The 12,594-nt window shown below is 62.9% G+C and carries 11 protein-coding genes; 3 read left to right on the top strand and 8 right to left on the bottom strand.

Annotation, left to right across the window (positions count from 1 at the left end):
• Positions 1-5 precede the first annotated feature (5 nt).
• Positions 6-827 (bottom strand): Asp/Glu racemase, encoded by an 822-nt coding sequence (locus tag ACFVSI_RS02050; RefSeq protein ID WP_387819380.1) that lies wholly within the window; start codon positions 825-827, stop codon positions 6-8.
• A gap of 165 nt (positions 828-992) precedes the next feature.
• Between ACFVSI_RS02050 and ACFVSI_RS02055 the strand changes: the two genes are divergently transcribed.
• Both ACFVSI_RS02055 and ACFVSI_RS02060 read left to right on the top strand, forming a co-directional pair.
• A complete protein-coding gene (locus ACFVSI_RS02055) occupies positions 993-1,808 on the top strand; it encodes an IclR family transcriptional regulator (protein ID WP_387819381.1) in 816 nt (271 codons plus the stop codon).
• A 165-nt stretch (positions 1,809-1,973) separates the two neighbouring features.
• A complete protein-coding gene (locus ACFVSI_RS02060; protein ID WP_387819383.1) occupies positions 1,974-2,807 on the top strand; it encodes an aldo/keto reductase in 834 nt (277 codons plus the stop codon).
• Between the two features lie 64 nt (positions 2,808-2,871).
• On the opposite strand, the gene ACFVSI_RS02065 is transcribed toward ACFVSI_RS02060, so the two are convergent.
• The 7 genes from ACFVSI_RS02065 to ACFVSI_RS02095 all read right to left on the bottom strand — a co-directional run bounded on the left by ACFVSI_RS02065 (position 2,872) and on the right by ACFVSI_RS02095 (position 11,865).
• The gene (locus ACFVSI_RS02065; protein WP_387819385.1) at positions 2,872-3,480 is read right to left on the bottom strand and encodes a hypothetical protein; all 609 of its coding nucleotides are present in this window, start codon (positions 3,478-3,480) and stop codon (positions 2,872-2,874) included.
• A gap of 95 nt (positions 3,481-3,575) precedes the next feature.
• Positions 3,576-3,968: a hypothetical protein gene (locus ACFVSI_RS02070; protein ID WP_387819386.1), complete on the bottom strand. Its 393-nt coding sequence runs from the start codon at positions 3,966-3,968 to the stop codon at positions 3,576-3,578.
• A gap of 79 nt (positions 3,969-4,047) precedes the next feature.
• Positions 4,048-4,770: a response regulator transcription factor gene (locus ACFVSI_RS02075; RefSeq protein WP_387819388.1), complete on the bottom strand. Its 723-nt coding sequence runs from the start codon at positions 4,768-4,770 to the stop codon at positions 4,048-4,050.
• Positions 4,755-6,329 (bottom strand): sensor histidine kinase, encoded by a 1,575-nt coding sequence (locus ACFVSI_RS02080; protein ID WP_387819390.1) that lies wholly within the window; start codon positions 6,327-6,329, stop codon positions 4,755-4,757. The genes ACFVSI_RS02075 and ACFVSI_RS02080 overlap by 16 nt, the downstream gene beginning before the upstream one ends.
• 245 nt (positions 6,330-6,574) lie before the next feature.
• A complete protein-coding gene (locus ACFVSI_RS02085; RefSeq protein ID WP_387819392.1) occupies positions 6,575-7,966 on the bottom strand; it encodes a sensor histidine kinase in 1,392 nt (463 codons plus the stop codon).
• Between the two features lie 15 nt (positions 7,967-7,981).
• Positions 7,982-9,313: a response regulator gene (locus ACFVSI_RS02090; RefSeq protein WP_387819393.1), complete on the bottom strand. Its 1,332-nt coding sequence runs from the start codon at positions 9,311-9,313 to the stop codon at positions 7,982-7,984.
• 269 nt (positions 9,314-9,582) lie between these two features.
• Complete coding sequence (locus ACFVSI_RS02095; protein ID WP_387819394.1) at positions 9,583-11,865, bottom strand: fibronectin type III domain-containing protein; 2,283 nt, start codon at positions 11,863-11,865, stop codon at positions 9,583-9,585.
• A gap of 189 nt (positions 11,866-12,054) precedes the next feature.
• Between ACFVSI_RS02095 and ACFVSI_RS02100 the strand changes: the two genes are divergently transcribed.
• Positions 12,055-12,564, top strand: coding sequence for a hypothetical protein (locus ACFVSI_RS02100; RefSeq protein WP_387819396.1), 510 nt, complete (start codon positions 12,055-12,057; stop codon positions 12,562-12,564).
• The last annotated feature ends 30 nt before the right edge of the window (positions 12,565-12,594 follow it).

Consider the following 12,594-nt stretch of genomic DNA (forward strand, 5'->3'; position numbering starts at 1 on the left):
GCCGCCTACGCCTTCGCCGCGGCGAGCACCCCGGCACCGGACAGCAGACTGCCCGCGCCGCTGATGGCCGGTTTGTGGCCCAGTGCCTTGAGAATCTCGTACGTAGTGGCTGTAGCTGCCGTGATGACAGGGAGTCCCAGCTCGTCCTCGACTGCCTGGACGGCGGCGAGGGAGGGCATCTGGACGCAGGCGGACAGAACGACGGCGTCGGCGCCTTCGCGCTGCAGGCTGCGGGCCAGTGCGGGCAGGTTCTGCGGGTCAAGGCAACCGACTTCAAGGTTGTCCGCTACTTCGAGGCTGATGGCGTCCAACACCGTGATGCCCGATCCTTCGATGTAGTCCACCACCATCTTGGTCAATGGCTTCATGTACGGGGTGATCATGGCGACTCTGTTGGCGCCGATTTCATGCAGGGTTCGGACCAGGGCGCCGGCGCTGCTCGTAACCGGGGCCGGGTGTCCGTTGCCGGAGGCAGCGTCAGCAATGACCTTTTCGGAACCCTCATGGGCTTCGGGACCTTGAGCCATGACGGCGACGAGGCAGGCGTAGGCGATGACATCCACATCGGCGTCGGAAACTGCTTCGGCGCACTGGGCTGCCTTGCCCACCATGGCAAGCAGTTCCTCCGTGGTGACCTTTTTCATCCCGGCGCGGGCGGAGTGGAAGGTGTACTTGTGTCCGGTCGCCTCGGCTTGGCGTCGGAACAACTCCGGCAATTCCGTCTCCATGGTCGTGTTGGAGCTGGGGACGATCAATCCCACGCGGCTGCTCCCGGGGCGCTTGGCCTCGGGAGCGGTTTCGCAGGTGCTGGTGGTGATGTTGCTCATGGATTCTCCACATCGTTGTGCTGGGGCGAGTAGAACCCATAGAGTGGGTTCGTATCTCATAATGTGGGTCACGTCATTGTGGTGTCAAATGGATCACATTCTTCATTGCCCGGGGCATCACTAAGCTGGTGCATGCTTGCGGAGAAGAGTTAGGGGTAATGGACAGTGGTAAAAGAACCCGGAGCAGGGGCTTCGCCCCTCTTGGTCCTGCATAAGGTGGCGGAGATCCTGGACTGTTTCTCCGTAGATGAGCCGGAGCCGACGCTGCAGCAGATCATCCGCAAGACCGGGCTGCCGTCGAGCACCTGCCAGCGATTGGTCCAAAACATGCTCCGTGAGGGTTTCCTGGACCGCGACGGCGACCGGTACCGGATCGGCATAGGCCTGGTCCGCTGGGCTACTCCCGGAACTTTTGGGCTCGACGTCGTTCGGCTGGTTAAGCCGGTTTTGCAGCGGTTGCGTGACGAAACCGGTGAAAGCGCCTGCCTGTACGTCCGCGACGGTGCATTCCGGACCGTCGTCGCAGTGGCCGAGACACGCCACGTTGTGATGCGTCCCTTCATGGTAGGGATGGTCATGCCTCTGCACGCCGGCGCCCCCGGCAAGATCTTCCTGGCGTTCGACCCCGGGGCCTGGGATGCTTTGGACGAGCAGGCGCTTGAGGGCTTTACTCCCGATACCCCGGTGTCTCTTCAGCTGCTCAACGAGCAGGCGGAGGTGGCACGCCGGCAGGGATTCTACGCAGCCTTTGGGGAACGCAACCAGGATGTCGGCTCCATCAGTGCGCCGGTCTTCGACCATACTGGCCGTCTCGCATGTGCCGTGGGTCTGGGGTTTCCCACTCAGCGGATTGGGCCCGCTGATGTTGAACGGTTGGGGCCAGTGGTAGCCCAGGCGGGGCGGGAAGCCAGTTATGCCCTTGGCTACCAAGGCTTGGGGGACTGGGAGAAGACTCCCCGGACAGCCAAAACCAACTCCTGACATACTCCTTGGCCGAAAATGTGGCGGGCAGTGCGTTGCCTGCCATGTCCTCCCGCCGTGGAGTAGTTTGGAACAACACGGCGCGTTTTACCGACGTCCAATCGGCAAAAGTTCGGACTCGGTGCATCCGGTAACGGGAACGGGCTCTTGTCGACAGGAGTTGCGTTGCGCCAGGTATCTTTTCCATCCGGTGAGGCCGTTCCGGCGCTCGGAATCGGAACGTGGGGCATGGGCGAGCACCCCGGCAACGCCGCACGCGAAACAGCGGCGATCCGTACGGCCCTCGACTTGGGAATGTCCGTAGTTGATACAGCGGAGATGTACGGCAACGGCGCCGCCGAGGAACTCGTCGGAAAAGCGCTGGCCTCACGGCGGAACGAAGCGTTCTTGGTCACCAAAGTCCTGCCGCATCACGCCACTTTGCGCGGAACAATTGCTGCTTGCGAAGGTAGCCTGCGCCGCCTTGGAACGGACAGTATCGATCTCTACCTGCTGCATTGGCGCGGCTCTGTGCCGTTGTTCGAGACGCTCGAAGCTTTCGAACACCTGCAGCAGGCCGGGAAGATCCGGCATTGGGGCGTCAGCAACTTCGATGTGGCAGACATGGATGAACTTGGGCGCCTGCCCGGAGGGCGGAAAGCCGCCACTGACCAGGTGTTGTACAACCTGACTCGCCGGGGCATCGAATTCGATCTGTTGCCCCAATGTGTCGGCAGCGGAATCCCGGTGATGGCATACTCGCCGCTGGAACAGGGGCGGATGCTGAATGATCCCGTGCTGCTCCGCCTCGCCGACGAACACGGCACCAGTCCCGCGCAGATTGCACTGGCCTGGGTGCTCAGGCAGCCACTGGTTGTCGCCATTCCCAAGGCTTCGAGTCCGCACCACGTCCAGGAGTGCCAGCGATCCCTGGACATCCAGCTCACGCCAAGCAACCTGGCTGACCTGGATCATGCCCATCCTCCGCCCGCCCGCAAAGTCCCGCTTGAGATGATTTAGGCGGCCACCCCGTGCAGCAAGCCGCTGCCGCCTTCAGGCTCGGGCGTCTCCAATATTCGCGCCGTCAGCGCCGTGCAGCCTTCCTTGCGGCATTTTTCAGGGCCTTGCGGGACACGGGCTTGAGGGCTTTGCGGGCAGCCTCTTCGGCGATGGCGCGATGGCGACGGGCATCGATCACATCATTCCAGAGCGCCGTGGCAAAGGATCCGCCATCCTGGGCGTAGACATTATATGGATAGCCCGCAAAGGCGGCGGGTGGTGTCCCTGTGGGGAGGTCGGCACCGGAGGCCCGCCCCGTGGCGTCGGCGATGGCCCAGGTCTCCGTCAGGTGCTCAGTGAGGTTCTCCTGCACAAAGACATTGGCGTCCGGAGACTGGGCAGCCCGTTCCAGCAGGGAGTCAAGCCGTTCCGTCAGCAGGTCTGCGACCGCATTCTGGAGAGGGGTACCTTCAGCCGTTGAGGCTTTGAGTCGGGTCTCCTGCTCCGCGACGGCATCCTCCCAGTCGCTGGTCTGGCGGAAGGTCTGCCACGTGGGAAACCACACAATCGCCCCTGTTGCATGGTTGTGGATGTGCCGAAGGCCGCTGTTCTTCTCCGTGGCTGCATGGTCATGGCCTGCGGTGTCAGCGTCGGCCATCAGTTCGGACAAGCTCTTCGCGGGTGATGGGTTCATGGTGATGATTGGGTGCTTTCCTGTAGGGAGGGGTTGCTTTCGTCATCAGCACAACCCGTGGCGGGCGGTGACTATTCCGCTCGCGCAACCGGTCTTCAGTCGTCGGAAGCGTCGCGGTCACGGAGTCCACCTTTGTCGTCGTTGAGGTCGTGGGTGGCGCCGTCGTCGGTGACGCCCGGTGCGCGGAGTCCGCCCTTGTCGTCTACCTGAACCGGAGGCAATGTCACCGGTTCGGCCGGGATGATGTGGGTCGCCGGGGCCTGCCCAGGCGTCGCCGTCATGCTCGCTGTAGGTCCAGGAACGGCGGAGGGCGAATAGTCGGGTTTCGATGAATCTTCAACCGTGGCGGGCTTCGTACTGGAGTTGGCGTTGGGGATCACGACGCCGGGGGAGACTGCGGGAGGCGGCCCGGCATTTGCTTGAATCCAGACGGACATGCTCGCGGTGCCGAGAACGGCGGCGAGTGGGAGGTACCAGATCTTTGACATCGGTCTTCCTTTCGTTTGCTGGTGCTACCACTCTTCCTTGCCGCTGTGAAAGGGAAATGAAACTTCCATGAGGGACCTCTCATCCATTGTGCAGGGTGGTGCTTCCGGACTCCGCGTCAGGCCCTGTTGTGCCGGCAGGAACGGGAGTGAACCGGTAGCCGGCTCCGCGGACTGACTGGAAGTGCTCCGGACCAAGCTTGGCACGGAGATATCCGACGTAGACGTCCACCACGTTTGATGCCCCGTCAAAGTCGTAGCCCCAGACCCGGCTAAGCAGCTGTTCACGGCTCAGCAGCTTGCCTGCGTTGTCCACGAATACGCGTGCCATGGCGAACTCACGGGCGGAAAGTTGGACCGAGCGGCCACGGACGATGGCGCTGCGCAGGTCCACGTCCAGGCTGACGTCGCCGCTTGCAGGAGCCGTGTCCTCCTGCACTGCCGGGTTGTCCCGCAACCTGAGTCGGATGCGCGAGAGCAGCTCCTCGAAACGGAAGGGCTTGCTCATATAGTCATCTGCGCCGCCGTCGAGCGCCGCGAGCGTGTCCGGAAGTGAATCCCGTGCCGTCAGGACGATAACCGGTACGGAGCAGTTCATGGCGCGCAAGGCGGAGAGCACCTTGAATCCGTCCATACGGGGCATCCCGATGTCCAAGATCAGCAGGTCGAATTCACCGGAACTGCCGTAGTCAAGCGCCCGGATGCCGTCAGCGACCGAGGTGGTGGTGTGGCCGGCCGCGGTAAGACCTTTGGCAATGAAGCCGGCGATCCGTGGTTCGTCGTCTGCGATCAGGATGCGAGCCACGATGTACCCGCCGGCAAGGACAGGACGAACCTGCTTCCCACGTTGACACGTGATGAAAGCCGGACCGAACCTCCGTGCGCCTCGGCGATTGCTTTAACAATGGGCAATCCCAGGCCGGATCCATCGGAGCTCCGGGACATCCCGGCGCGTGCAAACCGGTCGAAAATCCTATCCTGGTCCGTGGCGCTGATGCCGCAACCGGTGTCGGCTACCCAGATTTCGATGGTGGGCTCGTGATGCCTGTCGCCGAAAGCGCCGCCCTCTGTAGCGACCCATGCTGCGCCGATGGAGATGATGTCCCCGGGTTCGGTGGATTGAACGGCGTTGGCCGCGAGTTGTTCAATGGCCTGGGTGAGGCGGCTGCGGTCTGCCTGGAACCAGCCTCCCGGCAGTTGTTCAATCTGCCAATGCCGGTCTCCCAGGACGCGGACCCGTTCCATGGCAGCTTCAAGAAATGAATCGGCGTCAACCCAGTCCGGACGGATAAAATCGGGCCGGCCACTGCGGGCAAGGACGAGGAGTTCGTTGACAAGGGACTGCATCCGGTCCACCTCCTCCAGAAGCAGAACCCTGGTTTCCGCGACGTCGGCGGCGTCTGAGGGCTGGAGGAGCTGAAGGTGGCCGCCGATGATGGTCAGGGGCGTTCGAAGTTCGTGGCTGGCGTCGTCCACGAACTGGCGCTGGTCCTCAATACCCGCCTCAAGGCGGTCCAGCATACGGTTGAAGTCAGTGGCCAGCTGGGACACGTCGTCGTCGCCGGGCGGCACCGAAACGCGGCTGCTCACGTCCTCGAAGGTGGTAGTTTCCGTTGCTTGGCGCAGCCGCCGGATGGGAACAAAGAGACGGCCCGTTACCGCGTATCCCACGCCACCTGCCAGCAGCAAGATGGCTACGGATACAGCGGCGAAGGTTCCGAAGGAGGCCACCATTTGGTCCCGTTGCTGGCCGATCTCGTTCCCTGCCACCAAAATGCCCTCGGTGGGGTTTCCGTCCAGCGAAACGGGGGTGACGGCCAGCCGGAGCGTGCGGCCGTCCACGTTGACGTCCCGCAAGACAGTGGAGTCCTTCAGGGGCATGGCGAGGACGGTTTCGAGGACGTGGGGGTGGCCCAGTGTGCGGGCCTGTGCTCCAGCGGGCAGGAATGTGTTCCCTCCGGCAGTGGTGGCCATCACGGATTCGTAGCGTCCAAGCGTGCCGCCACCGAGGAAGACTGTGAAGACGTCATCCAAGGAAGCATAAGGTCGGCCATTCGGACTGCCTTGGCTCGCGATGTCCTGGAGGCGTGAGGACTGGTGGAGCAGGTCCTCGCTGACCCGGCTGTTGAGCTCCCGAAGGTCCAGCGTCAGTGTGGTGGTTCCGGCAACGAACAGTCCTACCGCCAAGAAGGCCAGGACGGTGGCCAAAACCCGGACCCGGACGGTCTGCATCGCTGCCCGGAGGGTCCGCAACTTTGCCCGTGCTACCAGCCAGCCTGCCCTGGCCGCACCCCGAAAGGAGATCTGGAAACCTGACCGTGTTCCCTCGGCAGGAGCAACGGCGGGGTTTGTGCGCGGTTCCATGTGGCGCTCCGATCGACTTCAGGCTGGTTTCGGCGGGCCGGGTGTTGCTTGCCCTGCCGTGCTGCGCTGTTTCAGCCAACGTACTGGCACGGGCTTGGGAAATCCTTTGGCACCGTCAATACCGAATCCAAAGAAACCGCGCAGGCTTTTTCCAACATTCCCCCAGCCTCTTCAAGGCTGCGCGACCTGGGATAGAGATCAGGCGACTTCAGCAGCAGGCAGAGGAGCTCAATCCTCAGAAGGAGTCACCACCGGCTGCTACGCCTGCGGCCAACCTCCTGCGGTTCCTTCGGGCGTCCCGGCTGTTGTCGGCCAGACTGCGACGGGCCGGCCAAAGTCACATGAATGATGGTTCCGGCACCTGGGGAGGATCTGATGTCGAGGGTGCCGCCGGCGTGCCCGATGGTATCGCTGAGAATCCTCAGACCGTAGTGGCCTTCATTGCTCCCCATGTAGGGGTCAAAGCCGTGCCCGTTGTCGGTAACTGTGATCTTCGTGACTCGATCGGATTGAGTGATCCGGATATGTACGGACGTGGCAGCAGAATGCTTCGTTGCGTTTACCAACGCTTCCCGTACCACCCGGTATATCAAGGCGGCCCTGTCTCGGTCTGCGATCAGTTGCTCGGGAAGTTCCATGGTGAGGGCTATGCCCTTGGCCAGCAGTGGAGCGGCGAGCTGTGTGAGAGCCCCTTTGAGGCCCAACCGTTCCAAGTTGGGAGGATACAGTTCGTGGGTCATCGCCCGCAGGGTCCGTACAGTTTCTTGAAGCATCAACCGGGCGTTGCTGAAGACGGGCCTCAGGTCCGGCGGTCCCTGCCGCTCTTCGGATTCAAGGGCGTAGGCCAATCCCGAGAGGTCTTGGATGACGTCGTCGTGAAGTTCGCTCGCGATCTGTCTGCGTTCCTGGTCGGAGGCTTCGACGGCGTATTGCATGAGGGCGTGCTTTGAGGCCTGATGTCCTTGTATTCTTCGAACAAGTCGGACCGCAGGAAACAGTTGGGCAAGCTGAAGTGCCGCCAGCGACAGGATTATCGGCGGGATCATGCTCATCAGTACCGCGTGTTGCTCCCGGCGGACGTTCTCACCCGGGGAGTAGGTTTCAAAAATCATCGCTGCCCCGCTGACCGAACGTGACCGGGCGTACACTTCCACCAGTTCCCCCGCACCCGATTCGTAGACATTTTCCTGCTCGGTTTGCTTTTCCAGGGTTGCAGTTGCCGGTCCGCCCTCCAGGAGTTTGCGGGCCCAGTCTTCCTGCTCGAACCGTTGTCCAATCAATGACTCCATGTCCGAATAGACCACAGTGCCGTGTTCGTCCCATACTTTGATTCTGGTGAGCGTTCCGGTGGTTACCCATGGGGCCAACTGCTTATCGAGCAGGTCCAAAGCGTTGTGATCCCGGGCCAGGAGTTCAGGTGTGATGAGGGGACCTACAACGTTGTCGGCCAGGCGCTGCGTCATGTCGCGGGCGTTGGCAAGCGCGTGCTGTTCTGCCTCGGCACGGATCCAGAAGATAACGGGAGTTGCAACCAGAATGAGAGCCACGAACCCTGCAGTGAGGAAGCGCGCTACCGCTGTCTGGACTTCCCTGCGCGCAACAGTGCTGGGTTCTGGTGTGTATGGTGGCTGATCCACGCTGCAGCTTCCCGGTTAGTGTCCCGGGCGCCCAGATGGCGCCGGGCTGTTGCCCAGTCCGGCCACCAATGACGGGTGGACAATCATGTTGCCCGTCCGCGCATGCCTCAGGGTATCCAGCATCACGCCGAGGGATCCGTCCTTGGGAAGGAAGGCACAGATTCCCATGCCCGCCGCTTCGCGCAGTGCTTCCTGGGACGGGTTGCCCGTAAGCATGACGATCCGAGTACCAGGATCAAGGGCAAGAATGCGTTCAGCTGCACTCAGCCCTGAACCGTCAGTGAGGTAGAGATCCATGAGCACCACATCAGGCCGGGTTTCTTGATACATCGTCACCGCCGCGGCAGCGGATCTGGCGGCCCCTACGCTCCGTAGGTCGGGTTCCCTGTCCAGCGCGCCGGCCAGAAGGTCGGAGAAGGTCGTGTGGTCATCGACGATGAGTATCCGCAGGCGTTCGGTGCCGGGCCGGGCAGATTGCTGGTTGCCAGCCTCGGAGCCAAGCGGATTCGGCCCTGGTGAGACGTGCCCGGCGGCCGTGCGTGCCAGTAGCCTGGCTTGAGCCTCTGCCAGTGCCTTGTTCGGTGTGCAGCCCAGTTCGCTGGCCATGACTTTGCGGCAGCGGTCAAAGGCCGTAAGGGCCGCGACCGCATCGCCATTGCGTTCGAGTCCGAGGATCAGGGTGGTCCAGGCCCGTTCATTTAGTGGATCCAGCCTCGTGACCGACTCGCTCATGGCTATTGCCTGGCCCAGTTCCCCTTGGTCGAGGGCAAGCTCGGAAGCCTTCACTTTGGCGGCTGCGACGCGCGTCGCGTGCAGTGCCCGTTCCTCCTCCGCCCAAGCAGGCAGGAGTTCGTCGCCGAGTAAGGGTGCCGACGCGATCTCGAGAGCCTCCGTGAGCAGGGCTAGGGCGCGTACTGGTGGAGCTTTGCCGGCCTGCTTGGTCAGGGTTCCAAAGCGGTCCAAGTCCAAGTCCACCATGGTTGTGTCGATGGCGTACCCGCCGGTGACAGTGCGTATGGGTCCGGACCTTCCAGTACCGGGCTGGAGGTGACGGCGCAAGACACTGACGTAGCTTTCGAGCGTAGGCAGGGCGACAGCTGGCTGGTTGCCCTCCCACAGCAGATCCATTAGCCGGGCTTTCGAGACTGCAACACCGAAATTAAGCAGAAGAATTTCCAGGACCTGCCGGGGTTTCGGTCCGCCGAGGTCGTTGGCGCTCAGTTCAGTATCGCCGCGATGGACGGCCAGTGGACCGAACATTCTTATTTGAAGCTTGGGACCGCGGGCTGCAGGCGTCGTTTCTGGTGCCGAGGGGACCAGCAGGTTGGCCAGGTTGAGAGTGCTCACTAGGTGTTCCATTGGGTAGTTCCAACGCGTCCATTCCATTCAATCCACCGGCGGAGGCCCGAACAACAGTGGTGGATACTTGCTTTGAATCGCGCGGCTACTTGGTTCGGCGGTTCAAGTACTCGGTTTCACTTCCGGCCACTACCCGCCGCGCAGAAGAAGGCGCCTTTCACGGCTTCCGTCCCGGCATTCCGCACCGCGCACGAGCAGGGGCCCGGCATCCTCCTTTCCCAACGAAGGATGCCGGGCCCTTGCCGGGTGTGGCGCGGCTACTTGTTCACAACGGTGATGGGACCAGCCGTACCCCCGAGCGTGGATTCGACCCAGATGGTGCCGGGGTTGGTCGCCGGTGCGTTCCCGTCCCGCAGCCGAAGAGTGAAGACGCCCCCGGTCTCAGGCGCCACTGCGGCGTTAACTGGCGCCGTGCCGATCACAGTGCCCCCGGGCCCGCCAACGCGGATGCTGATTGTCCCGCCCACGGCGCTGCTGGTACCAGTGACCCGGAAGTCGCGGCTCTTCCACTGCGCTTGGCCCGCGGTAACCCGGTCCGGGACAGGAGTTACAGCGACGACGTCGGTCTTCGCGCCACCGCCAGCGGTGACTGTAAGTTCGAACGTGAGTGGTTTGTTGGTCATGGGGTACTTGTAAACAGGAAGGCTGAACGTGGGCTGCAGCGTGGTGCTGCCAGCCAACGTAACCGCATCCGGGTCTGTAGGGCTGGCCAGGACCTGCCGCCATTGGTAGGTGGCACCAGCGGTGGTTGAGCCTGTGCCGTCAAGCGTCACGGTGGTCGCCGTCGTGCCCCGGTTGACGTTTTGGTCGGGTCCGGCGTTGGCCACTGTTTCACCCTGGACAGTGACCGGATCGCTCATGGGGGATTCGGGGCCGTCTCCGTTGATGTTTGTCGCCCTTACCGTGAAGCGGTATTGGGTGTCTCCGGCGAGTCCCTCGTAAACGAGGCTGGTCACGTCCCCTGCCACCTTCTTGCCGGACCCAAAGGCTACACCATCCTCGGTGAAGGCCTGGACAGTGTAGCCCGAAATGGTCAATCCTTCGGAGCCTGGGTTGGGTGCCGACCATGAGACGGTGGCGCTGCCTTTGCCCGCCACCGGAGCTCCGGTGAAGGCCGGGGCATCCGGTACGGGGTCGTTGGTGATGATGAACTCAACGCTGCCCTTGTCTGAGACGTTACCCGAAGGGTCGATGGCAGCGAAGGTGAATTTGCCGGAGTCAGTTACAGGAACCGGGTCTTTGTAAAGGGTGGCTCCCTCCGCGGCTACGCCGCCGCTGCCGATGGGGTCGCTCCCGTCCACCGTGTAAAAGATGTCGCAGCCCTGTTCGTTCGCGGTCAGCGTTAATTTCTGGGCCGTCGAGAACGTGCCCCCATCAGGCGATGCCGTCACAGTTGGCTGTGTCGTATCTGTTTCAGCGATGAACGGAACAGCGGGGAATGTTTCACCGGCTGCGCTTACCGACACTACGTAGACATCGTAATCCTCCCCTGAAGGGAGGCCTTTGATGGTGGTGCTGGAGGCCTTGGGATCGCTGATCCTTACCCCCGCCTCGCTTTGCTCATGATCGGTGACGGTGCGGCCGACGGCGGTGACACGGTACCCGGTGATGGCGGGAGTTCCGGGGATTGCTTGAGCCGGGGTCCAGTTGACCTTCACGTCGCCATTGACCTTGGCTACTTTGACGTCGGTGGGTCCTACGGGACCTGACTGCAGCGGGCCGTTGGGACAGCCGCCCATTCCCGGGCCGCCCAACTCCCCGAATTCGGCGATGGTGAGGCCTTGCCGGTTGGCGTCGGCATCTTCGACTTCCCACGCCATGGCGCGCTCCCCGGATGCTGCGGCTGCGATTCCGGCGGTGGCTGCGTCGTTGAATTCGTAGGTGGCCGTGAATGTACCGTCATTGCCGAAGACAAGGCTTGAGCTGTAGCCGTCTGCTGCGGTGAGCGGACCGGGAACCGCACGGATATCGCGGCGGCCAACGCTGGTGTCCTTGAGTGCGGGTTCGACGATCCGTTGCTCCATTTGGGCGGGGTTGACGCCGGCGCCGGCGTGGCCCCTGACAGTCAGCGTGGTGCCGGACAGAGACGAATGTTCGGTGACGTAGGCGTCCTGGACGGAGGTAGCCCCCGCTTCGGCGCCATTGAACTTAATGGAGACGACGTCGCCGGGTTGTATGTCCGGGGTGACGTTCAGGCCGGTGCCGGCGCCCCAGCAGTACCCACCGGGGTGGTTGATTTCGAAGGCCACGTCCCCGGCGGTGACAACGCCCTGGGCGGACCCGATAACCCCTGCTCCTTTCCGGGTCACTTCCACCAGAGCGGTCTGCCCCACACGGTCCTGGTAGCCCTCGATGGTGATGAAGTCCCGGTCGGGAAAAACCACCAGGTTGTCCGGGAAAGTGGGTACGGCCGCGTTGGCGGAGGGAGTGGCCATCAGGGACGTGGCGCAAAGGACTGCGGAGACGCCGGCGATGGTACCGGCCCTCCCGTACCCGACGCGTAACCGCGGCCCTCCCGGCTCGTGCAGTTTTGAATTCATGACAACCTCACTGGTCCTGGGTATTTGAGCGCGTTGTTCACGCGTGACCTGACACTAGGAAGGCGACCTTGCGGAAAGGCTGTCCTGCTGGGAGTTGGCAGGAAAGCCATTCCAAGTCGGTGCCGGCAGAATGGTCAGTCCGCCAGGACCCCAAGGGTTTCCCTAGAAATGGCGGCGACACTGGGCGCCATGGCATGGATTGCAACCACCAGGCGCATGAGGGTCCTTGTTCCGCTCGTCCTGCTGATGCTCGTAGGGGTGCTGGTAGCGGTTGTCGTGACGGCGGCACCCAGGAAACCCCCGGCAATGCTGGGTGCCTCCGGAAGCCTCGAGGGCGGGCTGGGACGCATCAATGGCGTCATTCCCCTTGAAGTCGACGACTGGAGGCCCCCAACAGACACGGTGGCGCTCGCCGGCCCGCCGGCCCAGGAAATGCATCGCGTCCGCATTCTCGTGGAGTTCACCGCCATGGAGAAAGATGGCATCACCTTTGACCCATCCCTGTACTCCGTCTCGGCCCTGGGCAGCGGCACCTGGCAACCTGTCTGGGCAGCGCCCGGGCCTGCTCTCGTCAAGCAAGGCGAGAGCCTCGACGCCACGCTGGTCTTCGAGCTTCCGGACCGTGCAGTGGACCTGATCCTCGAGGTGCCTGGCGGCGCGGGACTTTCCCTTGGGGCCGGGCATCACCGGCCCAAGTGACCACATCGGTCCGCGTCCGGGCATCCAAGA

This window comes from Paenarthrobacter sp. NPDC057981 (assembly GCF_042886835.1).
Taxonomy (GTDB): domain Bacteria; phylum Actinomycetota; class Actinomycetes; order Actinomycetales; family Micrococcaceae; genus Arthrobacter.

Bases quoted from the DNA above. Each gene is read 5' to 3' on its own strand.
- ACFVSI_RS02095 (WP_387819394.1), bottom strand. From the start codon at position 11,865: ATGAATTCAAAACTGCACGAGCCGGGAGGGCCGCGGTTACGCGTCGGG.
- ACFVSI_RS02070 (WP_387819386.1), bottom strand. From the start codon at position 3,968: ATGTCAAAGATCTGGTACCTCCCACTCGCCGCCGTTCTCGGCACCGCG.
- ACFVSI_RS02065 (WP_387819385.1), bottom strand. From the start codon at position 3,480: ATGAACCCATCACCCGCGAAGAGCTTGTCCGAACTGATGGCCGACGCT.
- ACFVSI_RS02080 (WP_387819390.1), bottom strand. From the start codon at position 6,329: ATGGAACCGCGCACAAACCCCGCCGTTGCTCCTGCCGAGGGAACACGG.
- ACFVSI_RS02050 (WP_387819380.1), bottom strand. From the start codon at position 827: ATGAGCAACATCACCACCAGCACCTGCGAAACCGCTCCCGAGGCCAAG.
- ACFVSI_RS02100 (WP_387819396.1), top strand. From the start codon at position 12,055: ATGGCATGGATTGCAACCACCAGGCGCATGAGGGTCCTTGTTCCGCTC.